Below are 21,210 nucleotides of genomic sequence, written 5' to 3' on the forward strand. Positions count from 1 at the left end.
GTCGATGGTCGGGTTCGGCCGGGCGCCGGACAGCACGCTCATCGATGAATCACGGACGAGGCTCTCGGCATCAAGCTGGGCATGGCGCGCCTGATGCAGGCCGTGCCCCGGGCCTTTTCGCTGAACAACAATTCAATGGCCTGTTGAGCGACATAGTCGAAAGGCGTGTGAACCGATGTCAAAGGCACCGGCAGGCGGCTCGCCAACGGGATATCGTTGTAGCCAACCAGTGAAAGCGATGCACCGATATCGATGCCGAGACGGTGCGCGGCGGCCATGACCCCAATGGCGAGATTGTCATTGACGGCGAATATCGCCGAAGGGCGCTCCTGTCGAGAGAGAATGTCGAAACCCGCTGTCTCACCCGACTCGATACCGAAACCGGACTCGACCACCCACTCCTCGCGGACGGTGATGCCGGCTTCTCGCATGGCCCGCCTGAAGCCTTCCTGACGGTCCCGCGCAGTGGATGTGAAGCCGGGCCCGGCGACCAGCGCGATGTCTCGATGGCCGAGGTCGAGTAGATGTCGAGTCGCGAGATAGCCGCCTTGGGCATCGTCGCCCAAGGCAGAGGGGCTGGTGCCATCGGTGCGTAATACCAGGGTGTGCGGCACGCCCTGCTCGCGCAATCGCGAGGGAAGCTGGTCGTCTAGCCGGCTGGTCGCCAGGATCAAGCCATCCACCCGTCGGTTCAGCAGCGACTCGGCCGCCTGGCGTTCGCTTTCGGGGTCGTCGCCGCAGGTCGCCACGATGGCGAAATAATGGCGTTCCTGCGCGGCCCGGGAGATTGCCTCGTAAATGAGTGCCATGACGGTGTCGCTCAGCCGGGGGACCAGCACGCCGATGGTCCCTGTGCCCCCACGTCGCAGACTGGACGCCAGTATGTCTCGCTTGTAGCCGAGGACTTCGGCGGCCTCTCTGACCCGCTGGGCAGCGGGGCTCCTGGAGGGCGGTAGGCGCTCGTCCAGAACGCGGGAGACGGTCGAGGTGCTCACGCCGGCGGCCTTGGCGACGTCGTGCATGGTTATCGGTTTGTCGTTCATTGCTTTGCTTTTCATGACCCTGGGTGAGGCAGAGAGCTTGCGTGCCGGAATGTTAGCGGCGCCAAGGACGTCGACTCGAATGATTCTAGCGACTGCCGTGTCGTCTTATAAGTAAGCAATAGGATGATGGTGACGCCCTGGCGTCGACCCATGCAAACATCCCCCAGTCCCGCTTAGACCAAGGTTGTATTTGCGCCCGAAATATTTGGTGCAAGCATTTGCAAACGTTCCCAGTAACGTTACCACATTCGTGCAACGACGAGGAATTACCATGTCTCTCGATCTCAGAGGTCTGACCCCCGCACCGGTCACCCCCTTCACTCGCGATGGTGAAGTGGATTATGCCGGCATCAAGAAGATTGGTTCCTGGCTAGGTGGTATCGACGGCATCAAGGGGCTGGTCGTCCTGGGGCATGCCGGCGAAGGCACATTCCTGACGTCCGAGGAACAAACGCGGGTCATCGAAGCGTTCGTCGAATCGGTCAAGGGCGAGGTACCGATCATCGCCGGCATCACCCGTGAAGGCGATTACGTCGCCGCCGAGGAGGCAAAGCGGGCGGTCGAGGCGGGTGCTTCCGCGGGCCTCGTCTATCCTTCGCATGGCTGGCTGCGTTTTGGCTATCAGGAAGGCGCGCCGCAGGAACGTTACCGTCGTATCCACGAGGAAAGCGGTCTGCCGCTGATTCTGTTCCAGTATCCGGATAACACCAAGGCCACCTACAACCTGCAGACTCAGCTCGATATCGCCGCGCAGCCGGGCGTGTTCGCCATGAAGAACGGTGTACGCAACATGAAACGCTGGGACACCGAAATCCCCGTGATTCGTGCCGAACGTCCCGACCTGCAAATCCTGACGTGCCACGATGAATACCTGCTACACACCATGTTCGACGTGGACGGGGCATTGGTCGGCTATGGTGGCATCGCCCCGGAGCCGCTGATCGAGATGATCGAGGCCGGTAAGGCGAAGGACTACACCAAGGCGCGCGAGCTGCATGATCGTCTAATGCCGGTCACCAAGAACGTCTATCACCGTGGCTCCCATATGGAAGGCACCGTGGCCCTCAAGTGGGCACTGGTCGCTCGTGGGATTCTCGATCATGCGACCGTGCGTGCACCGCTACGCCCGCTCGCCGAAGGCGCGGATAAGCAGATCGCCGATGCCATGCGTCAAGCAGGGCTGGCCTGAGCGCATCCGGCCAGGATCCCCCCCCGGGTCTTGGCCGACCTCCTCGGTGATGCCTTCTGGGCATCACCGTCTCGCCAGACTCGTCCATACCTCCATTCCTATAAAAATAGTTATCAGGAGCGCGTGATGAATACGGATACCCAGCGAGATACTGAAAGATCCGCGTCGTCGGCGACTTCCCGCCAGGCCCGCTTTTCGTTGTCGGTCCCCCAAATGCTCGCCCTCATGGGCCCGGCCTTCGTCGCCGGCGCGTGGCGTTTCGGGCCAGGCGCGCTGACATCCGCCGTCCAGGCCGGCAGCCAATATGGTTACGCCCTGCTTTGGGTCATTCTCGTGTCGGCGGTGCTCATGTTCGTCTTCAATGACATGGCGGTGCGTCTTGGGTTGGCTTCGGGCGACTCGGTGGTCGCCGTGACCAAACGGACGTTGGGCCGTGCGGTCGGTGTCCTGGCCGGTTTCGGTGTGTTTGCCATTACCCTGATGTTCGCCGTAGGTAATGCGGTGGGGTCGGGTCTGGCGTTGAGCCTGCTGCTCGGCGGCTCTGTCGTCGGTTGGACCCTGGCATGCACGGTTGCGGTGGGGCTGCTCATCGCGATGCGTAACACCTACAAGGCCATGGAACGGCTACTGGTGGCGTTGATCGGTCTTATGTCGGTCGGCTTTCTGGCGTCGACGATTCTAAGCGATCCCAACTGGGTAGCCGCGGCCAAGGGATTGGTACCCCAGATCCCGGCCCAGGCCGGTGTGCTACTGATCGCACTCATCGGCACCAACTTCTCGATCAACTCGGCATTCTATACCGGCTACGCCATCCACGAGAGAAAGCTCAAGCGAGAGCAGTATCGTGCCATCACACTCATGGATACGTTGCCGGGCAACATGGCGACGGCTGTCATGGCGATGTTGATCATCATCGTGGCTTCCGCCGTGCTCAACGCGACGGGGGCCGTGGTGACCACCTTCCCGCAACTGGCAAGCGTACTTGAACCGTTGGCGGGACGACTGGGTTCCACTCTGTTCGGTCTGGGCTTTTTTGCGGCGGCTTTCTCCTCTATGGCGGCCAACGCCTCGGCCGGTGGTACTCTGCTCGCGGATGCCCTGGGCTGGGACAGCCGCCTTTCCTCCTGGCGGGTCAAGATTCTGGTGTACGGTGTTCTGGCCTGGGGGGCGGGAGTCACCCTGGTGTCCAAGGGGTCTCCCATCGAGTTGATCCTGATCGCTCAAGCGTTGACGGTTCTGGTCGCTCCTTTCCTGGGGATCATTCTCTTCCTGCTGACGCAACGCCGCGATGTCATGGGCGATCTCCGGAACGGGCCCTGGCAGACCGGGTTCGCCATCCTGGGTCTCATTGCCATCTTTTCCATCTCGTTCCGGCTTATTGTCAAACTCTTCGGTTGAGCCCGAGGCGCATCCAGGTCCCGTGGCATTGATGGCGAGCTGGCGAAGCATGGAAACCATTTAGCGGCGGCTTTCGTCCCTCGTTCTGGATATCCTTGGCGCGAGTCATCGCCAGCGCTCACCACTTGTTGGGATAGCGATACCGGCTGGGGTCCAGCTCCAGCTTCTGCAGTCGATAGGCGAGCTTGGCGCGGGTGATGCCCAGGTCGCGGGCGGCCTGGGAGACGTTGCCTTCGCTGTCGCTGAGCACCCGTTCAAGCATCTCGACTTCCCGCTCTGTGGTGGGCTGGCCGGGCGTCCTGGCGCCGCCGGCGTCGGTCGTCTCGAGGTCGCCGGCGCGGTTGATTCTGAGCCGGGGGCCGGGGTTCGAGGAGAAGGCGGTGTCCTCGAACAGGTGAAAGACATCGATCGGCCCGCCATCCATGGCATTGATGACGCCACGTTCCACCAGGTTCTGGAGTTCGCGGATGTTGCCGGGGTAGTCGTATTCCAGCAAGGCGTCGGAGGCCTTGCGGGTCAGCCCGGTGATCGATTTCCGATAGCGCTCGGCGTAGTGGCGTGAGAAATGCTCGACCAGCAGCGGAATGTCGTCGCGCCGCTCCCGCAACGGCGGCAGCCGAATCGGGAAGACGTTGAGGCGGTAGTAGAGGTCCTCTCTGAAGCGGCCGGCCTGAACTTCCTGAAACAGATCCTTGTTCGAGGCGGCGACGATGCGCACGTCGACCCGGATCGGCTGGCCCCCGCCGACGCGCTCTATCTCGCCATCCTGCAGCGTGCGCAGCAGCTTGCCTTGGGCTTCCAGGCTCAATGACGGGATTTCATCGAGAAAGAGGGTCCCGCCGTCGGCGCGTTCGAAACGCCCGGGGCGACTGCGTTCCGCCCCGGTGAAGGCGCCTTTCTCCACGCCGAACAGCTCGGCCTCGATCAGCGTATCGGGGATCGCCGCGCAGTTGAGGGCGACGAAGGGGCCTTCTGCCAGCAGGCTGTTGCGGTGCAACGCATTGGCGAAGAGATCCTTGCCCACCCCCGACTCGCCATTGAGCAGCACGGTGGCCGGCGTGGGGGCCACGCGCTCGATCTTCTGCAGGGCGATGCTGACGGCGGCGGAAATCCCCACGATCCTCTGAAAATCGCTACCGGCGGCGGTGCTCCCCGGGGCTGGTGGCACCTCGGTCTTGCGCCGGGAGGCTCGCGCCGGTGCCTCGGCATTCGGCAACGTGTGCCGGTCGAGCTGCAGCCAGCCGAGATCGTCGAAGTCGTCCATGCGCTCATTGGTGGTTTCACCCACGATCCGGCAGTGCGCATGGCCACAGCCGGCGCACTCGAGTTCCCGATAGATCACGCGCTTGCCATAGAAGGCGCTGGCATAGCCACTGGCATAGCCGAGCTGCATCCAGCAGATGGGCTCCGGGGAAAGGCCGTAGGCCTTGATGTGCTCGGCGGCTTCGATGGAGTCGTGCCAGAGAAACTCCGCGTCGAAGGTGCCGTTGGGGATGTCGTGATCGCGGCGTATGGTCTCGACCTTGACCATTCCCATGACGGCATGCAGGCGCTCGCCCGCGCTCAAGACCCCGGCGTCGTCGTTATCCGGCCAGTGCTTGCGCACGAAGGCGGCATCCGAGGCCCCGGCCGAGAAGCCGACGCGCATCAGCAGATCGCGTGCGCCGATGGGGCCCAGCGCCTCGATCAGCTCACGACGCAGGGCGCCGAACGAGTTGGCGCCGAACAGCAGCATGCGGCGGGTGTCGAACCAGATTCGCCCGTCGTTGGGGGTGAAACGCAGACTCTCCGTCAGGTCGTGCAGCGTCGGCGGGTCGCCGGCATGCAGCACATCTTCGACGACATTGGCTCGCCGAGCCTGTGCCGTGATCTCCGAAAGGCGCAGTTTTCTGGGCATGTATTGACCCTACCAAAGTCGCAGATATGAGTTCGATTTGGCCTCGGTTTTAGAATTTTTTGTGAAAAAAATGAATTTTATAAATTCTAGAGGATCGTGACCTGTCTTGCCGTTAGTCATTGGTCTTCATTGCGGATGGGATTTCGTTGTCTCAATGGGGGGTTATGCCTGTGACTTATACAATGGTCTATCTCTCTTCATCGGTGGCATGTGGCTTGCTGCTGGTTAATGGAAGACCCCGATGACGCAACATTGAGAGGAGAAAGACCATGTCGAATGCCCCCGCAAGCACGGCCTATAAAATCGTCGAAGTGCCGGAGCCGATGAAAGCCATGCAGGATCGCTTCGGGCGAGAAGGGAGTTATATCGGGCGCTCGGAAGCGGAAAGCCCGTGGGTGCCTTTTGGCGATAATGCCGCAATACGCCATCTGGCTTTCGATGTCAGGAACAATGTCTACTGCAATATCTTGTGGATAAAGGGGCCGGGTGTCATCGGTACACACAAGCACCGTGGCATGGTCTGGGCCGTGGGGATGGAGGGAAGTTTTCGCTATCTGGAGTACGACTGGACCTGCGGCCCCGGTGATTTCATCACCGAAATGCCCGGCCAGGCCCACACCCTGGTGACCGATGAGCCGAATGGCATGAAGGCGCTGTTCTGGATGCAGGGAGCCAATGAGTTCTACGACGAGAATGGCGAATGGGCGGAAACCCTGGACGTCTTCTGGTTCATCAATCACTACGTCACTTACTGCGAAGAAAACGGCATTCCCATCAACGATCAACTGTTTCTGTGAGGTGGGTATGCGTGTCTTGGAACAGTTCAGCGTCGAAGGACGCTCGGCATTGGTGACGGGAGGCGCCTCGGGTCTGGGTCTCGCTTATGTCGAAGCCCTGGTGGAAAACGGCGCTCGCGTCACGCTGGCGGATATCGATGTCGACGCCGCGATACGTGAAGCGGCGCGCTTGCGGGAGCAGGGCTTCGAGGTGCATGTCCAGGCGCTCGATGTGGCCGACCGGGAACAGACGCGCCTGGTGTTCGAGGAGCATGTGCGCCGCTTCGACGGTCTGGATATCGTCTTCGCCAATGCCGGTATCGATCCGGGGGCGGGCTTCTGGAATCCGGGCGGCTGGCGCAACGAGGACGGGCAGGTCGACACCCTGGACCCGGCCCGCTGGGATCGCACGATCGCCATCAATCTGACGGGCACCTTCAATACCCTGCGCATGGCGGCTAAGTACATGAAGCCCCGGCGCCGCGGCTCCATCGTCGTCACTTCGTCGAACGCCGCCGTCATCACCGAGCCCGTGGTGGGCCTGCCCTACATGCCGGCCAAGGCCGGGGTGTCGCACATGGTCCGCCAACTGGCCCTGGAACTCGCGGCGTTCGGGATACGCGTCAACACCATCGCGCCGGGGGGCTTCGTCACCAATATCGGCGGCGGCTGGCTGAAAGACTCGGACGTGCGCCAGAGCTGGGATGCCAAGGTACCCCTGGGGCAACTGGCGGAGCCGGAGCAGATCAAGGCGCTCGCCCTCTATCTGGCCTCGGAGGCGTCCTCGTACATGACGGGGGCGCAACTGGTCATCGATGGCGGGACCTCGTTGGGGAGGGTCGGCTGATGCGTGCTGCCGTTTTCCATGAACTGCACCGGCCGCTGGAGATCCGCGAGCTTCCCGATCCCACGCCGGGCGACGACGAAGTCGTCATTCAGGTGAGGCGCTGCGGGATCTGCGGGTCCGATCTGCACATGACCGAAGATGCCGTCTTCGGCCTCTGCCCCGGCGACGTGCTGGGTCACGAGTATGCCGGCGAGATCGTCGCCTGCGGTACCGCGGTCGATAACCTGCGCACGGGGCAACTGGTCTCCGTCATGCCCTTCCGCAGTTGCGGGCGCTGTCTCTCCTGCCTGTCGGGGGACCCGGCCTGGTGCCGGCAGATGGTGCTCGAAGGCGGGGGCTATGGCGAATACGCGGCCACCGCGGCACGCCAGTGCATTGCGCTGCCCGAGGGGGTGAACACGGACGACGGGGCGATCGTCGAGCCGTTGGCCGTGGCGCTCCACGGCGTCCGGCTCTCCGGCATGCGCCCCGGGGACCGCGTGCTGATCCTCGGTGCCGGTCCCATCGGTCTGGCGGCCGCGTTCTGGGCGCGTCGCTTCGGAGCGAGACAGGTCGTCGTCCAGGACATCGCCCGCTATCAGGAGCAGCGTGCCCATTACATGGGAGCGACCGGTTTCGTCTGTGCCCCGCAGGAACCCGTGGCGGCCGCGGAACGTCAGCTCGGCGGGGAGGCGGACGTCGTCTTCGAATGTGCCGGTGTGCCGGGACTCATCGCCCAGGCCATCGAGCAGGTGCGCCCGCATGGCACGATCCTGCTCCTCGGCCTTTGCACCAAACCCGACAGTTTCGTCCCCTTTGCCGCCCTGTCGAAGGAAGTCCGTCTGCAGACGGCGGCCTTCTTTTCCCGACGCGAGTACGAAAGTGCCCTGGACGTACTCGACGCCGGTGCCGTCGAACCTCGCCACTTGATTACCGAGACGGTGTCGCTGCAAGACGCGCCGACGGTATTCGAGTCCCTGAAAAACCGCACTCGCCAATGCAAGGTGCTAATCAATCATGAATAACAACAATGCTAATGCCATCCCCGACGCGCCTGTCAGCTCACGCTACCAGATCATTCTGGTAGCCCTGCTGAGCTTCAACTTCGGTATCGTCTTCTTCGACCGGAATGCGCTGAACTTTCTGATGCCCTTCGTCCAGCCCGAACTCGGGCTGACGAACACCCAGATAGGTCTGACGGCGTCGGCACTGTCGATTACCTGGGCCCTGTCGGGCCTGATATTCGGCGCGATGTCCGATCGTAGCGGGCGAAGAAAGAGCTTTCTCATTCTGGCGACCATCATTTTCTCCCTCTGCTCCTTCCTGACGGGGCTCGCCAGCTCCTTCCTGCTGCTGCTCGGTGCGCGGTTGCTCATGGGGGTCGCCGAGGGACCCATTCTGCCGATATCGCAGACGGTGACGGCCATGGAAGTGACGCCCAAGCGTAGGGGCGTGGCCATGGGCGTGATGCAGAACTTCGGCTCGAACCTGCTGGGCTCCTTCGCGGCCCCGGTAGTGCTGGTCGCCATCGCCACGGCCTTCGGCTGGCGCGAGGCGTTCTTCCTCGCCGGGGTGCCGGGGCTGATCGCCGCCGGATTGATCTGGTGGCTGATGCGGGAGCCCGGCGTTTCTCCGGTACCGTCCGCGGTGGGTGACAAGCCAGCCTCACGGCGACCGAGTATCAAGGAGATGCTCGCCCACCGAAACATGGTCATCTGCTCGCTGATGGCGATCCTGCTGGTCGGCTATCTGGTGGTCTGCTGGTCCTTCATGCCGATCTATCTCACCAGTGTGCGCGGCTACTCGCCAGAAGTGATGGGCTGGCTGATGGGGACCCTGGGCATCTCGGCGGCCGTCGGGAGCTTCGTGGTCAGCGGTATTTCCGATCGAATCGGCCGTAAGCCGGTGATGATCATCACGCCCTTCATGGGGCTGATTCTGACCCTGGGCGCCATGTACTTCCAGGGGCATGCGTTCATCCTCGCCCTGTTGTTCTTCTTCGGCTGGTCCCTGAACGGCATCTTCCCGCTGTTCATGGCCATCGTTCCCTCCGAAACCGTCGATGCACGCTACATCGCCACGGCCCTCGGTTTCGTGTGCGGCATTGGCGAGGTCCTGGGCGGTGGCATCCTGCCCACGGTGGCCGGTGCGGCGGCCGACGTGGCTGGCGAGTCCGCGCCGCTCTGGCTGATGAGCGGTATCTGTGTGATCGCCGGCATCCTGGCCATGGGGCTTCAGGAGACTGCCCCGGCGGTCCTGGCCAGGCGGTCGCAAGAGACGCTCGCCTCGACATCACTCAATTGAATCCGGCCCTGGTGCCGAAAAAACAATAGTCATAAACGCACGCCAAATAATCATAAGGATAACAATGAACGCCTCGATCCCTGCACGCCGTCATTTCCAAGGTCGGCATGGAATTTCGCGCCGAAACATTTCCAAGTTCCGCATGCTGGCGCTGGCCAGGCCGGTCTTGTCGGCCGCCGTCATCATGGCGGTATCCTCGAACGCCTGGGCAGAAAAGTCAGCACTATCGGAGCGACTCGATGACAATCAAGAGGCCCCCCGCCTGACCCAGAAAGAACCCCTGTTCAGCGGGCTGGGAAGAGAGCTCGATGCTGCCGGCATCAAGCCGCATCTATCGCTCTGGTCCCTGTGGGTCGGCAACCCGTCCACCGGCCCCAGAGAAGGGAGTCACGCTGTCACCAATAACATATTCGCCGGGGCCGACTTCGACCTGGAAAGGCTATTTGACATACCCGATGCGACCTTCCATCTGGAATATATTGCCTTCCCCGGCAATTATAATGTCGGGCAACCTACCACATCCGCCTATGCCGGTGCCGCGGGCGGCTATTTCGGTGGATCGCCGGCGCGCAACGATATTTCCAGCGGTTACCTGTCGCAGTTTTCCTATGAGCAGACCTATTTCGATGGCCGATTGAAGACCGTGCTGGGCCGTACCAACGCCCGGCGCTACTTCTTCGAGAACAACTGTTCCAGTGTCGTGGCCTGCAACGACCCCATCTGGGATTATGCGACGGGGTCGCTCCCGCCACCCTACGCCTCCTGGGGCGCATTCGGGCAGCTCCGGCTAGGCAACCACAAGAGCCTGAAGCTGGGCGTCTTCGAGTCCGATCCTCAGCAGTATCTGGACAAGGGGCATGGCTTCGACTGGAATCCCTCGGATTCCGCCGGGGAGAGCATTCTTGCCGCCATCGGCCACGAGACGACGTTCTCGGAGGCGACGTATCCCGGACGCTACGAACTCATCGGGTTCTACAACACCAGTGATCAGTACGACCCGCGTACCGGCGAGCGTGACGGCAGTGGTACCGCCGGTGTCATGTTCAAGTTCCGCCAGGCGTTCTGGCGCCCGGATGGGGGACGGGGAGACAGCGTGGACCCGGAGGCGCTGCTCGTGTTCGGATCGATGGAGGCGGCGCCCGGTGACAACCAACCCTACCAGGCCTTCGTCGAAACGGGGCTAACCTATCTGAACCCCTTTGATCGACCGGCCGACATGGCCAATATCAAGGTGAGTTATGCCCGCCTGGGGAGCCGTCAGCTCGAGGCACAGCGTGCCGCTCGCATCGCCAATGGCGGGACGACCGATACAGGGTCCCGGAACGTGTACCGTGTCGAGACGAATTACCATCTTGGCTTGCCCGGCTACGTGTTCCTGGAACCGTCGGTGCAATACGTCATCAACCCCAGCAACGTCTACAACCCGGCGGCGCGGGATCTCAATGACGACGGGTTCGTGGTGGCCTTGCAGTTCGGCATCGATCTGGGCAAGGCCCTGGGGCTGAGTGCGCCGGATTGAGAACCGGACGCCTTGCATAGAGAACGTCGTTGGATGAAGCCTGCAACCGAGAGACAGCGGCCGGCCCGTCAGGGCCGGCCGCTCTCGTTCAGTCATGCACTCGGTCATCCTTGGCGTAGATCGCCGTGTGACGCCGCCCCTGACGGTCCCGCCAGGCGCGATACATGCCCGGGGTATTGAAGACAAGTTGGGTATCCCCAGCCGGCGAGACGGCAATGATTCCGCCCTGGCCGCCGAGAGCCTTCAGCTCCTGAAAGACCACCTCGTGGCAGGCCGCCTCGAGGTCCTTGCCGGCATGGCGCATGCGCGCGGCGATGTCGTGGGCCACGGCGGCACGTATGAAGTATTCGCCGTGCCCGGTGGCGGAAATCGCCGCGCTGCGGTCATCGGCCCAGGTGCCGGCGCCGATCAGCGGAGTGTCTCCGACTCGCGAATAGCGCTTGTTGGTGATACCGCCCGTGGAGGTGGCCGCGGCGACATGACCGTGACGGTCGAGCGCCACGGCGCCCACCGTACCGAACTTGTGGCCCGGCGCTGGATCGTCCTGACCACCACGATGGTCGGCCTCGCTGGGCTCCAGCGTCGGGGCCCCGCCCTTGAGGCGATTGTCCTGCCATTGGCGGCGGCGGAGTTCGGTGTCGTACCAGTCATTGGCGACCTGAGGCAGCTGGTGTTCCACCAGGAAACGATCGGCACCTTCGCCGATGAGCATGACGTGCTCGCTGCATTCCATGACGGCACGCGCCCCGCGGATCGGGTTGCGGACGTGATGAACGCCGGCAATGGCTCCGGCGTTACGATCGCTGCCGCGCATGATCGCGGCGTCCAGTTCATGTCGGCCGTCGTCGGTGAACACGGCGCCCTTGCCGGCATTGAACCAGGGAGAGTCTTCCAGCACCGCGACACTGGCTTCCACGGCGTCCAGACTGCTGCCGCCCGCTTCCAGTATTTGCTGGCCGGCGTCTAGGGCCCGTCGCAGTGTCTCGTGGATGTCGCTTTCGTCCTGCGTGGTCAACAGGCCGGGCGTCAGCACGCCGGCGCCGCCATGAATCGCCATGGCGATGGGGACATCATTCATGCGGTAGAGACTCCGTGATCGAGGATTTGCGTCAGAAACTGCCGGGTACGCGGCGAGCGCGGCGTATCGAAGAATTGTCGGGGTGGGGCTTCCTCGACGATCTCGCCACGGTCCATGAACACCACGCGGTCGGCCACGCGACGCGCAAAGCCCATTTCGTGGGTGACGCAGATCATGGTCATGCCCTCCTTGGCGAGGTCCACCATGACCTCGAGCACTTCGGCGATCATCTCGGGGTCGAGCGCCGAGGTGGGCTCGTCGAAGAGCATGACCTTGGGGCGCATGCACAGGGCGCGGGCGATGGCGATACGCTGCTGCTGGCCACCCGATAGCTGGCCCGGGTACTTGTTGGCGTGTTCGCGCATCTGCACCCGGTCGAGCAGCGCCAGGGCATGCTCGATGGCCTCGGACTGGGCAATGCCGAGGTTGGCGGTTTGGGGGAGCGTGCAGTTCTTGAGCACGCTCAGGTGCGGAAAGAGATTGAAGTGCTGAAAGCACATGCCCACGCTGCGCCGGATGCGCTGCAGGCGCTGGCGGTTGTCGTCAAGTGTCTCGCCCAGTACCTCGAGCGTGCCCTGCTGATGGACTTCGAGCTGGTTGATGCAGCGGATGAGCGTGGACTTGCCCGATCCTGAGGGGCCGCAGATGACGATGCGCTCGCCGCTTCGGACATCCAGCGAGATATCCTTGAGGGCGTGAAACTTGTCATACCACTTGTCGAGGTGCTGGATCCGCACGACGGGTGAATCCTGCGACGGCGTGGCAGAGGGAGAAGTCGATACAGGGCTCATGAGCGGCTCTTTTCCAGTTGTTTTTCCAGATGGCGCGCGTAGCGAGACAGGGCGAAGCAGATGGTGAAGAAGAACATCGCCAGGAACAGATAGACCTCGTGCTCGAGACCCAACCATTCGGGGGCGGAAGTGGTACTCATGGCAATGCCCACGATATCCAGTACCCCGACGACGACGACCAGCGTGGTCTCCTTGAACAGCCCGATGAACTGTGTCAGCAGTGGCGGGATGGTGTTGCGCAACACTTGAGGCAGGATGATCAGTCCCATGGTCTTCCAGTAGGAGAAGCCCAGCGCCTTGGCGGCTTCGTACTGACCCCGCGGTATACCCTGCAGGCCGCCCCGAATGGTCTCGGCCATGTAGGCGGCGGTGAACATGATCAGCACGATCAACACCCGCAGCAGGATGTCGATGGTGAAACCTTCGGGAAAGAACAGCTGGATCATCAGTGACGCCATGAACAGCAGCGTGATGACGGGTACCGAACGCACCAGCTCGATGTACAGCACGCTGAGCAGCTTGATGGCGGGTTTGCTCGAGCGGCGACCGAGCGCCAGGAGGATGCCGATCGGCAGGGCGAAGAGCATGCCGATGACGCCCAGGAAGACGGTGACCAGAATGCCCGCGAACTTCGTCGACGAGACCTCCGCCAGCCCCGCGCCTCCCTTGAGCAGCCACCACATCACGAACGGCAGGGCGACCAGGTAGCCCAGCACCCAGCGGCGGTCGATGCGCTTGAGGTAGAGCAGAGGAAAGATCGCCGCCGAGAGTGCGAAGGCGATATTGACGCGCCAGGTCTGCGTGTCCGGATAGAAACCGTAGACGAACAGCTCGATGCGTTGCGTCACGGGTAGCCAGCAGGCGCCGTCGCCGAGACAGTCGGCCTGGCTGTCGCCGCTGAAGGTCGCCGAGAGGATCAGCCAGTCCAGGGCGCGTGGTACAAACCATGCCAGCAGGGCCAGAGTGACGAGTGTCAGCAGGGACTGGAAGGAGGTCGGGAACAGGTGGCGCTTCACCCAGCGCTTGGTGCGCTGCACGCCACCCTGGCTAGGTGGCGATTGCGCCGGACGATGCGTCTGCTCGGGCGTGGAGACGGTCGAGGACGATGACATGGGAGCTCCTTAACCGTGCGTGCGCAGGCTGACGCGGTAGTTGTAGAGATTCATCAACAGCGAGGTGACCAGGCTGAAGACACAGTAGGTCGCCATGACCAGGGCGATGCACTCGATGGCCTGGCCCGTCTGGTTGAGCGTGGTACCACCCGTCGACGACACCAGCTCCATGTAGCCGACGACCACGCCCAGTGATGAATTCTTGATGATGTTGAGGTAGGTGCTGGTGACCTGAGGGATCATCGGATAGATCGCCTGGGGAACGATCAGCCGGAACATGGTGGGCATCTCGGAAAAGCCCAGGGCGTGGGCCGCCTCGTATTGTCCGCGCGGCACCGACTGGATGGAGCCGCGGACGATTTCGGCGATATAGCTGGCGCTGTAGACGGAAAGCGCCAGCCACAGTGCCATCAGCTCGGGGGTGAGGTTGACGCCGCCGCTGAAGCCGAAGCCGCGTGAAACGGGCACATCCCACTGCCAGTGGCTGCCGCTGATCAGGTAGACGATGACCGGCAAGACGACGGCGCCCGCGAGCATGGCGGGCCAGACGGGCGGCCCGAAGCCCTTCCAGGCAAGACCGGCCCGGTAACGCGCCATCAGCGCATAGCCGAGGGCGCCGCCAATGACGACACACAGCAGCCCCCAGCCGACCAGCGCGCCATCGCTGGCCCAGGCGAGCGTCAAGCCGCGGTTGCTGAGATACCCGACATCGAACAGCGAGATGGCCTGGCGTACGCCGGGCAGCGCCAGCATCAGTCCGTACCACCAGATCAGATGGACGATCAACGGGACATTGCGCAGGAATTCGACGGCGAGATAGCTGATCCGGCCCAGCAGCCAGTTCTCCGAGACCCGGCAGACACCGAGGAATACGCCGAGCAGGGTGGCCAGGGCGATGCTCAAGCCCGACACGAGCAGGGTATTGAGCAGGCCGACCAGATAAGCGCGAAAGTAGCTGTCATCCGGGGTGTAGTCGATCAGCCGAAAGCTGATCGCATAGCCGGCGCGTTCCTGCAGGAAGCCGAAGCCCGAGGCGATGCCCAGGGCATCGAGGTTGGCGCTGGCATTGACGATCAGAAGATAGAAGGCGCCGGCGACGAGGGCGAGGATGCCGCCTTGTTGCAATGCACTGAGAACGCGCGCACTTTGCAGGGGATTGTTCCACATGAGCGTTACTCGAGACGATGCCACGCGAACGCAGCGGTGCAGCGGACGATGCTGCGCGACGAGCGCCCGGCCAGGACGAGCCGGACGCTCGGGGTCTTCTAGTACCGGGGCAGCCGGCCGCTTAGCGAATGGGCGCCGGGTAGATCAGCCCGCCGTCGCTCCACAGGCGGTTGAGGCCACGATCGAATTTCAGCGGCGTCTCGGGGCCCACGTTGCGGGCGAATATTTCCGCGTAGTTGCCGACCTGCCTGATGGCCTGGTAGGCCCAGTCGTTGCTCAGTCCGAAGCGCTCGCCGATACGGCCATCGGTGCCCAGCAGGCGAGCGATGTTGGGGTTCCGGGTTTCCTCGCGCAGTGACTCGACGTTCTGCGAGGTGACTTCGAGTTCCTCGGCGTTCATCAAGGCGAAGGCGGTCCAGGTGACGATGTCTCGCCATTGGGCATCGCCCTGGGGTACGTAGGCGCCCAGTGGCTCCTTGGAGATCGTCTCGGGGAGCAGGGTATAGGCGTCGGGATCGGCGAACTGGGTCCGGCGCGAGGCAAGGCCGCTCATGTCGTTGGTAATGGCGTCGCAACGTCCCTTCTGGAAGGCGTTGTACAGTTCCGTGCTCTTCTCGATGACCACGGTGCGATAGCTGAGATCCCGTCGTCCGAAGTAGTCTTCCAGGTTTTGTTCGGAGGTGGTGCCGGGCGACAGGCAGAAGACGGCGCCATCGAGTTCTTCGATGGAATTGACGCCGAAGTCGGCATGCGTCATCACCCCCTGGCCGTCGTAGAACCAGGGCGTAGTGAAGTCTGCCCCCAGATTGGCATCCCGCGAGGCTGTCCAGGTCGTGGCTCGTGACAGCACATCGATCTCGCCCGAGGCGAGCGCCGTGAAACGGTTCTTGGCCGTCGTCACCACGAATTCCACCTTCTCGGCATCGCCGAGCACGGCGGCGGCGATCCCGCGGCACAGGTCGACATCCATGCCGCTCCACCGACCCTCATCCGTCAGATAGGAAAAGCCGGCCTTGTCGCTGCTGACACCGCAGCGCAGGGCATCGCGTGCCTTGACGTCATCGAGCAGGCTGGCCTGGGCGGCACCGGCATAGGCCAGGCTCAGGCCCAACAGGCCCATGGCGGTAATCTGTCCCAGCATCTTGTTGTTCTGCATGTTATTTACCTTCCGTTCCGTGACGTTGATTCGAGTAGCCCGGGACCGACGCAGCCGTGAGAAAGAAGCTACGCCATGGCCTCTGACCAGGCCATCGACCCCTGCATCAGGTGTCTCTGGCGCCAGTCGGCGTCTGGTCAACACTACGCACACCCTACGGGTGGCTCTAGCATTGATTGATCGTGACCGCTGTACTAGCTATCGAATATTCGCATGACCTGATATTTTGTCAGTATTCTTCCCCGTCCGCGCGGTGCTCGGGGCGCCGCGCCCGACTCAGCGAGGCGCCATGGATATCATCTGGTACGCCGACTTCCTGGCGCTTGCCGAAACCGGCAAATTCACCGCCGCCGCACGGCTTCGTAATTGTTCGCAGTCGACACTGAGCCGGCGTATCCAGTTGCTGGAAGCCCATCTCGGCACGCAGTTGTTCGATCGCGCAGTGACCCCCATCCGTCTGACCGCCTCGGGGGATGCGTTGATACCCGCCGCCGCGGAACTGGTGCGCTTGTCGCATGAATGCGAGCAGAGCGTGAAAGTCGTCGATCGGCCACTGACCTTCGCGTCGCTGCATACGCTGGCATGCAATTTCTTCCCGCAGTGGATCTCGCGCTACTCCACGCCGGAAGCGCCCTTGTTCACGCGTATCGATACCGGCCACAAGAGCACCGAAAACTATTACATGTCGCTGATGTCGGGACGCAGCGATTTCATTCTCTTCTATCGGGACGATGAATCGCAGCGTTACTTCCAGCGCGAGGACTTCGAAGTGCTGTCACTGGGTCACGACGAACTCTATTGGGTAGGGACGCCGGCGCTGGCGCGATCGTGTCGAAGCGGCAAGGGGACGATTCCCTGGTTGACCTATTCGCGGACCGCCCAGCTGCACGAGCTGTCACGGGCCCAGGTCGAGCGTCATCCCGAGCCGTCTCGGCTAAAGCGGGTCTTCGAGGCGACCGTGTCCGAAGCCCTCAAGCCCATGGTGGCCATGGGGCAGGGCATTGCCTGCATGCCTCACAGCATGTCCGCCCCGCTGATCGACGATGGCAGACTGGTTCGTATCTACCCGCAGATGCCGGCGGATCATGTCGAGATCATCCTGGTGCGCTGGCTGGGTAATCGTAATGGCATGGCCGGGGCGTTCTGGCAGCGGCTCAAGAGCGACGGGGGCGTGCCTGACTCCCCCGGCCCCGACGAGGACGCTCCCTGGCGGTAAGACAGCCATGCCCGGTGCCCCTTACCGGCCCATCACAGGTTATGGGTCCACTGCCGATCCTGCGACTACGCTGTTCGGGAGTCCGCCGTGCCCGCTGCCGCACGGCTCATTGCCAAGCAAGGAAGCCAGGGAGGCAACCCATGGATTGGCTCGAAGAGGTCATTCAGTACCTGACCGATCAGAAATTGCAGGTCACCACCGCGGAATCCTGCACCGCGGGGCTGGTGGTGTCCGAACTCGCCAGTGTCCCGGGGAGCGGCCAGTCGATCGACTGCGGTCTGGCGGTGTATTCCCCCGAGGCCAAGAATCGCTATCTCAACGTGCCCTATGAGGCGATGTCGCGCGACGGCCTGACCAGCGAGGCCACCTCGAAGGCGATGGCCCTGGGGGCGCTCAACAACAGTGCCGCTAATCTGGCGCTGGCCAACACCGGCATCGCCGGCCCCAAGCCGGGGGACGACGGCACGCCGGTGGGCACCGTCTGCCTGGCGTGGGCATTTCGCCACGAAGGGCGAGTCTACGTCGTCAGCGAGACGCAGCGGCTTTCCGGCGAGCGTAACGAGGTCCGCCTGAGCGCGGCCCACGAGAGCCTGTCGCGTATCCCGGACCTGCATCGCCAGGTCTGTGACGGCGATATCGCGCCGCTTTGAGCCGGCAGTCGGGTGCGCCAACCCACCGGATGGTCTGACGACCATCGCAACGTCAACGGCAAGGAGGCTTTGATGAGCAACGATCCTACCTCGCAGGACCAGCGCGCGATCGCCGCGGCGCTGGGTGTCGAAACCCGGCGTGATCCCGCCGAGCAGGTCGCGCGTCGGCTGCGCTTTCTGGAGCAGGAAATGCGGGAAAGCGGCCAGCATGCCCTGGTACTGGGGATCAGTGGGGGTATCGATTCCACCGTCGCCGGGCGCCTGTCGCAACTGGCCGTCGAGGCGGTGCGCGACGCCTTGCCCGATGCCCGGTTCTGGGCGCTGCGACTGCCCTACGGCACCCAGAAGGATGATGACGAGGCCGCCCAGGCGCTGGACTTCATCGCCCCCGACGAGGTCCTGACGGTGGATATCCAGCCGGCCAGCGATGCCATGCTCGAGTCCCTGGAGACGGGCGGGGTGACGTTTCGCGACGATGAGCAGCGCGATTTCGTGATGGGCAACATCAAGGCGCGCCAGCGGATGATCGCCCAGTACGCGGTGGCGGGGACTCACGGTGGCCTGGTGGTGGGTACCGATCAGGCCGCCGAGGCGGTGATGGGCTTCTTCACCAAGTTCGGCGATGGTGCCTGCGACCTGACGCCGTTGGCCGGGCTGACCAAGGGGCAAGTGCGCGACATCGCCAGCCACCTCGGCGCACCGCAGTGGCTGGTCGACAAGGTGCCCACGGCGGATCTCGAATCGCTGCGTCCTCAGCGCAGCGACGAGGACGCGCTGGGCGTCAGCTACGAGGCCATCGACCGTTTTCTCTCGGGAGAGACGGTCGCCGACGAGGACGCCCGTACCATCATCGCGGGTTATCGCAAGACCGAGCACAAGCGTCGTTTGCCCAAGGCCCCTGACTGAACGAGGCCTGATAGCCTGTTAGAAAGTACCGCGGGGCGCAGTGGCGCCCCGTTTTTCTTGTCCGGCGCCTTCTCGCGCCTCTCTTCGGCTTCTTCTCTCGCCATCCGCGACATCCCGCCACGGGGCTCTTCACCGCGGATTTTCCCCGCGATCGAGCCTCTTTTTGCGTCGATTCCTGCCGGCGGGGCGGTACTGCTGCGCTGGGTGGGCCGATGCGAGCGTCTTTCTCCGACTCTTCGACTAAAGGTTAATTGATTGGACTAAAGTCTAAGAGTCGGGCATAATGGTTCCATCACCTGAAACAACCAGGGAGCGACACATCATGAAGACGCAAGAAACCGCACCGGCCAAGCTGTCTCTGAGCAAGCGTATCGGCAAGGCCGCTTACCGCGTGCTGGAAGCCATGACCGAGAGCGCCTACCAGGGCTTTCTGGCCCAAGGTGGCCTGCGCTACGGCATCGACTGAATAGCAGACGTTGTGGCACCCCCGGCAGGGGAGCGCCACGATGGTGGGCCGCCTGCAGTGGCCCCGCCCTTACGAAAACGCCGCGATCTCGATCGCGGCGTTTTCGTGTCCGTGGTTCTGCGGTGAGCGGTCTACTTACCACCAGTGCTGCGGGTAACGCCGATGGCGGGCCAGGTTGTTGACGGTGACGGCCACCGCGAGCATGAACAGGCAGCCGGCGGCGACCGGTATCAGCGCATAACCCAGCCCGAGCGCGTGAAGCGGCTCGCTGCCGATCACCGCGATCAGCGCCGTGGCACCGCCCGGCGGGTGCAGAGTATGGGTCAATTGCATCACCAGGATGGCGGTCGAGACGGCCGCCGCCGCTGCCAGCCAGGTGTCGCCGAGGAAGTGCCAGCACAGCACGCCGATCAACGCCGAGAGCACGTTGCCGCCCAGCACGTTGCGCGGCTGGGCGAGGGGGCTCTCCGGCGCGGCATAGAGCAGCACCGAGGTGGCGCCGAAGGAGCCGATCATCAGCAGCGGCTGCGTCTCCAGCAGGCGGCTGCTCAGCAGCCCCACACCGGCCACGCCCACGAAGGCACCCAGCCAGGACCAGCAGGCGTCCTTCCAGCACGGTGTCGCGCGCTGCACCGGCGCGCCCTTCATCTTACCCAGATAGCTTCGGACCATGGTGTTTTCGTCTGGCTCTCCATTTGGCGGGCGATCATTCTGCCCAAGACGGGGCCGGAAGCGAAATGCCGTTTCGCTATGAAACTAATCGCTGACGTCGAGACGCCCGCTTCGCGACTCAGGGGGGATAGCGTCCGCTGCGGCGGTTCTCCACGAGAATCTCGAGAATGGCATCGGCGGCCTGCATGATCGCCGAAGGCGGATCGTTGCGTCGCCGACTGCACACGATGGGACAGGTGATGCTCTTGTCCGCCAGGTACTCGTAGACGATGCCGGCGCGCTGCAACTGCTTGACCTGCTCCGGTACCAGGGTGATCCCCAGCCCCGAGACCACCAGGCCCAGCGCGGTCTGAAGCTCGTTGGCCTCCTGCGCGATCTGGACCTTGAGCGCGCGTCGCCGGAATAGCCCGAGGATCATGTCGGCCAGGCTGGGGCGCGGCTTGGCCGGGAACAGAATCAGCGGATACTCGGCCAGCTGGGCGAGGCTCGGGGAGGTACCGCACAGCGGATGCCCGGCGGGCAGTGCCACCATGAACGGCTCATCGAACAGCACTTCCTGCTCGACCTCGGCATCGTCGATACGCAGCCGGCCGAAGCCCAGATCGATACGTCCCGCCTTGAGCGCCTGCACCTGCTGCACGGTGGTCAGTTCGGTCAGCGTCAGCTCGACCTCATCCTTTTGTCGCAATTCACGGACCAGCCGAGGAAGCTGGCCATAGAACACCGATGGCACGAAGCCGATGCCGAACGACTGGCGCTTGCTGCGGGCCAGGTGGCGTGTCGCGGCGACGGTGGTGTCGATCTTCTCCAGTATCTGCAGGGTATGTTCGTGAAAGAACTGCCCGGCCGTGGTGAACGCCAGCCCACGAGCCCCCCGAACAAATAGTCTTACCCCAAGTTCTTCTTCCAACTGATTGATTTGCCGGGTCAGTGGCGGCTGTGCCATGTGCAGGCGACGGGCCGCCCGGGTGAGGTTCAGCTCCTCGGCAACGACACAGAAATAGCGCAGGTGACGCAGCTCCATGATACCTCCCGGGTATGGCT

Annotated in this window: 20 protein-coding genes; 11 read left to right on the forward strand and 9 right to left on the reverse strand. The window is 63.2% G+C overall.

The window, feature by feature from the left end:
* Positions 1 to 38 precede the first annotated feature (38 nt).
* Positions 39 to 1,043, reverse strand: a complete 1,005-nt coding sequence (locus KGR00_RS01310; RefSeq protein ID WP_224417986.1) for a LacI family DNA-binding transcriptional regulator — start codon at positions 1,041 to 1,043, stop codon at positions 39 to 41.
* 271 nt (positions 1,044 to 1,314) lie between these two features.
* Here KGR00_RS01310 and KGR00_RS01315 point away from each other — a divergent pair, with 271 nt between their 5' ends.
* A complete protein-coding gene (locus KGR00_RS01315; RefSeq protein WP_224417985.1) occupies positions 1,315 to 2,232 on the forward strand; it encodes a dihydrodipicolinate synthase family protein in 918 nt (305 codons plus the stop codon).
* 126 nt (positions 2,233 to 2,358) lie between these two features.
* Positions 2,359 to 3,630 (forward strand): Nramp family divalent metal transporter, encoded by a 1,272-nt coding sequence (locus tag KGR00_RS01320; RefSeq protein ID WP_224417984.1) that lies wholly within the window; start codon positions 2,359 to 2,361, stop codon positions 3,628 to 3,630.
* A 118-nt stretch (positions 3,631 to 3,748) separates the two neighbouring features.
* Here the strand turns inward: KGR00_RS01320 and KGR00_RS01325 are convergent, their stop codons facing one another.
* The gene (locus KGR00_RS01325; protein ID WP_224417983.1) at positions 3,749 to 5,527 is read right to left on the reverse strand and encodes a sigma-54-dependent Fis family transcriptional regulator; all 1,779 of its coding nucleotides are present in this window, start codon (positions 5,525 to 5,527) and stop codon (positions 3,749 to 3,751) included.
* Positions 5,528 to 5,796: 269 nt separating this feature from the next.
* On the opposite strand from KGR00_RS01325, the gene KGR00_RS01330 reads away from it, so the two are divergent.
* From KGR00_RS01330 to KGR00_RS01350, 5 genes are all read left to right on the forward strand, one after another.
* Positions 5,797 to 6,324: a 2,4'-dihydroxyacetophenone dioxygenase family protein gene (locus KGR00_RS01330; RefSeq protein WP_129139517.1), complete on the forward strand. Its 528-nt coding sequence runs from the start codon at positions 5,797 to 5,799 to the stop codon at positions 6,322 to 6,324.
* A gap of 7 nt (positions 6,325 to 6,331) precedes the next feature.
* The gene (locus tag KGR00_RS01335; protein ID WP_224417982.1) at positions 6,332 to 7,150 is read left to right on the forward strand and encodes an SDR family NAD(P)-dependent oxidoreductase; all 819 of its coding nucleotides are present in this window, start codon (positions 6,332 to 6,334) and stop codon (positions 7,148 to 7,150) included.
* Positions 7,150 to 8,154: an alcohol dehydrogenase catalytic domain-containing protein gene (locus KGR00_RS01340; protein WP_224417981.1), complete on the forward strand. Its 1,005-nt coding sequence runs from the start codon at positions 7,150 to 7,152 to the stop codon at positions 8,152 to 8,154. Before KGR00_RS01335 ends, KGR00_RS01340 begins: the two co-directional genes overlap by 1 nt.
* Complete coding sequence (locus tag KGR00_RS01345) at positions 8,147 to 9,433, forward strand: MFS transporter (protein ID WP_129139514.1); 1,287 nt, start codon at positions 8,147 to 8,149, stop codon at positions 9,431 to 9,433. Before KGR00_RS01340 ends, KGR00_RS01345 begins: the two co-directional genes overlap by 8 nt.
* Positions 9,434 to 9,497: 64 nt before the next feature.
* Positions 9,498 to 10,952: a carbohydrate porin gene (locus KGR00_RS01350; protein ID WP_224417980.1), complete on the forward strand. Its 1,455-nt coding sequence runs from the start codon at positions 9,498 to 9,500 to the stop codon at positions 10,950 to 10,952.
* Positions 10,953 to 11,040: 88 nt separating this feature from the next.
* Here the strand turns inward: KGR00_RS01350 and KGR00_RS01355 are convergent, their stop codons facing one another.
* From KGR00_RS01355 to KGR00_RS01375, 5 genes are all read right to left on the reverse strand, one after another.
* Complete coding sequence (locus KGR00_RS01355) at positions 11,041 to 12,030, reverse strand: isoaspartyl peptidase/L-asparaginase (RefSeq protein WP_129139512.1); 990 nt, start codon at positions 12,028 to 12,030, stop codon at positions 11,041 to 11,043.
* The gene (locus KGR00_RS01360; protein WP_129139511.1) at positions 12,027 to 12,821 is read right to left on the reverse strand and encodes an amino acid ABC transporter ATP-binding protein; all 795 of its coding nucleotides are present in this window, start codon (positions 12,819 to 12,821) and stop codon (positions 12,027 to 12,029) included. The genes KGR00_RS01355 and KGR00_RS01360 overlap by 4 nt, the downstream gene beginning before the upstream one ends.
* Positions 12,818 to 13,933 (reverse strand): amino acid ABC transporter permease, encoded by a 1,116-nt coding sequence (locus KGR00_RS01365; protein WP_224417979.1) that lies wholly within the window; start codon positions 13,931 to 13,933, stop codon positions 12,818 to 12,820. Before KGR00_RS01365 ends, KGR00_RS01360 begins: the two co-directional genes overlap by 4 nt.
* 9 nt (positions 13,934 to 13,942) lie before the next feature.
* The gene (locus KGR00_RS01370; protein WP_224417978.1) at positions 13,943 to 15,100 is read right to left on the reverse strand and encodes an ABC transporter permease subunit; all 1,158 of its coding nucleotides are present in this window, start codon (positions 15,098 to 15,100) and stop codon (positions 13,943 to 13,945) included.
* 121 nt (positions 15,101 to 15,221) lie between these two features.
* On the reverse strand, positions 15,222 to 16,256 hold the full coding sequence (locus KGR00_RS01375; protein ID WP_224417977.1) for an amino acid ABC transporter substrate-binding protein: 1,035 nt from the start codon (positions 16,254 to 16,256) through the stop codon (positions 15,222 to 15,224).
* A gap of 289 nt (positions 16,257 to 16,545) precedes the next feature.
* Here KGR00_RS01375 and KGR00_RS01380 point away from each other — a divergent pair, with 289 nt between their 5' ends.
* The 4 genes from KGR00_RS01380 to KGR00_RS01395 all read left to right on the forward strand — a co-directional run bounded on the left by KGR00_RS01380 (position 16,546) and on the right by KGR00_RS01395 (position 19,494).
* The gene (locus tag KGR00_RS01380; RefSeq protein WP_224417976.1) at positions 16,546 to 17,472 is read left to right on the forward strand and encodes a LysR family transcriptional regulator; all 927 of its coding nucleotides are present in this window, start codon (positions 16,546 to 16,548) and stop codon (positions 17,470 to 17,472) included.
* Positions 17,473 to 17,612: 140 nt separating this feature from the next.
* Positions 17,613 to 18,122: a CinA family protein gene (locus KGR00_RS01385; RefSeq protein WP_129139506.1), complete on the forward strand. Its 510-nt coding sequence runs from the start codon at positions 17,613 to 17,615 to the stop codon at positions 18,120 to 18,122.
* A 72-nt stretch (positions 18,123 to 18,194) separates the two neighbouring features.
* A complete protein-coding gene (nadE, locus tag KGR00_RS01390; RefSeq protein ID WP_129139505.1) occupies positions 18,195 to 19,028 on the forward strand; it encodes an ammonia-dependent NAD(+) synthetase in 834 nt (277 codons plus the stop codon).
* 322 nt (positions 19,029 to 19,350) lie between these two features.
* On the forward strand, positions 19,351 to 19,494 hold the full coding sequence (locus KGR00_RS01395) for a hypothetical protein (RefSeq protein WP_203234809.1): 144 nt from the start codon (positions 19,351 to 19,353) through the stop codon (positions 19,492 to 19,494).
* Positions 19,495 to 19,629: 135 nt separating this feature from the next.
* On the opposite strand, the gene KGR00_RS01400 is transcribed toward KGR00_RS01395, so the two are convergent.
* A complete protein-coding gene (locus tag KGR00_RS01400) occupies positions 19,630 to 20,166 on the reverse strand; it encodes an HPP family protein (protein WP_224417975.1) in 537 nt (178 codons plus the stop codon).
* 118 nt (positions 20,167 to 20,284) lie between these two features.
* Positions 20,285 to 21,190, reverse strand: coding sequence for a LysR family transcriptional regulator (locus KGR00_RS01405; RefSeq protein WP_224417974.1), 906 nt, complete (start codon positions 21,188 to 21,190; stop codon positions 20,285 to 20,287).
* Positions 21,191 to 21,210 lie beyond the last annotated feature (20 nt).

The sequence above is a fragment of the Modicisalibacter sp. MOD 31.J genome (assembly GCF_020147985.1).
Taxonomy (GTDB): Bacteria; Pseudomonadota; Gammaproteobacteria; order Pseudomonadales; family Halomonadaceae; genus Modicisalibacter; species Modicisalibacter coralii.

Excerpts from the sequence above, each read along its gene's own strand:
- KGR00_RS01310 (WP_224417986.1), bottom strand. The coding sequence starts at position 1,043 with ATGAACGACAAACCGATAACCATGCACGACGTCGCCAAGGCCGCCGGC.
- KGR00_RS01315 (WP_224417985.1), top strand. The coding sequence starts at position 1,315 with ATGTCTCTCGATCTCAGAGGTCTGACCCCCGCACCGGTCACCCCCTTC.
- KGR00_RS01320 (WP_224417984.1), top strand. The coding sequence starts at position 2,359 with ATGAATACGGATACCCAGCGAGATACTGAAAGATCCGCGTCGTCGGCG.
- KGR00_RS01325 (WP_224417983.1), bottom strand. The coding sequence starts at position 5,527 with ATGCCCAGAAAACTGCGCCTTTCGGAGATCACGGCACAGGCTCGGCGA.
- KGR00_RS01330 (WP_129139517.1), top strand. The coding sequence starts at position 5,797 with ATGTCGAATGCCCCCGCAAGCACGGCCTATAAAATCGTCGAAGTGCCG.
- KGR00_RS01335 (WP_224417982.1), top strand. The coding sequence starts at position 6,332 with ATGCGTGTCTTGGAACAGTTCAGCGTCGAAGGACGCTCGGCATTGGTG.
- KGR00_RS01340 (WP_224417981.1), top strand. The coding sequence starts at position 7,150 with ATGCGTGCTGCCGTTTTCCATGAACTGCACCGGCCGCTGGAGATCCGC.
- KGR00_RS01345 (WP_129139514.1), top strand. The coding sequence starts at position 8,147 with ATGAATAACAACAATGCTAATGCCATCCCCGACGCGCCTGTCAGCTCA.
- KGR00_RS01350 (WP_224417980.1), top strand. The coding sequence starts at position 9,498 with ATGAACGCCTCGATCCCTGCACGCCGTCATTTCCAAGGTCGGCATGGA.
- KGR00_RS01355 (WP_129139512.1), bottom strand. The coding sequence starts at position 12,030 with ATGAATGATGTCCCCATCGCCATGGCGATTCATGGCGGCGCCGGCGTG.
- KGR00_RS01360 (WP_129139511.1), bottom strand. The coding sequence starts at position 12,821 with ATGAGCCCTGTATCGACTTCTCCCTCTGCCACGCCGTCGCAGGATTCA.
- KGR00_RS01365 (WP_224417979.1), bottom strand. The coding sequence starts at position 13,933 with ATGTCATCGTCCTCGACCGTCTCCACGCCCGAGCAGACGCATCGTCCG.
- KGR00_RS01370 (WP_224417978.1), bottom strand. The coding sequence starts at position 15,100 with ATGTGGAACAATCCCCTGCAAAGTGCGCGCGTTCTCAGTGCATTGCAA.
- KGR00_RS01375 (WP_224417977.1), bottom strand. The coding sequence starts at position 16,256 with ATGCAGAACAACAAGATGCTGGGACAGATTACCGCCATGGGCCTGTTG.
- KGR00_RS01380 (WP_224417976.1), top strand. The coding sequence starts at position 16,546 with ATGGATATCATCTGGTACGCCGACTTCCTGGCGCTTGCCGAAACCGGC.
- KGR00_RS01385 (WP_129139506.1), top strand. The coding sequence starts at position 17,613 with ATGGATTGGCTCGAAGAGGTCATTCAGTACCTGACCGATCAGAAATTG.
- nadE (WP_129139505.1), top strand. The coding sequence starts at position 18,195 with ATGAGCAACGATCCTACCTCGCAGGACCAGCGCGCGATCGCCGCGGCG.
- KGR00_RS01395 (WP_203234809.1), top strand. The coding sequence starts at position 19,351 with ATGAAGACGCAAGAAACCGCACCGGCCAAGCTGTCTCTGAGCAAGCGT.
- KGR00_RS01400 (WP_224417975.1), bottom strand. The coding sequence starts at position 20,166 with ATGGTCCGAAGCTATCTGGGTAAGATGAAGGGCGCGCCGGTGCAGCGC.
- KGR00_RS01405 (WP_224417974.1), bottom strand. The coding sequence starts at position 21,190 with ATGGAGCTGCGTCACCTGCGCTATTTCTGTGTCGTTGCCGAGGAGCTG.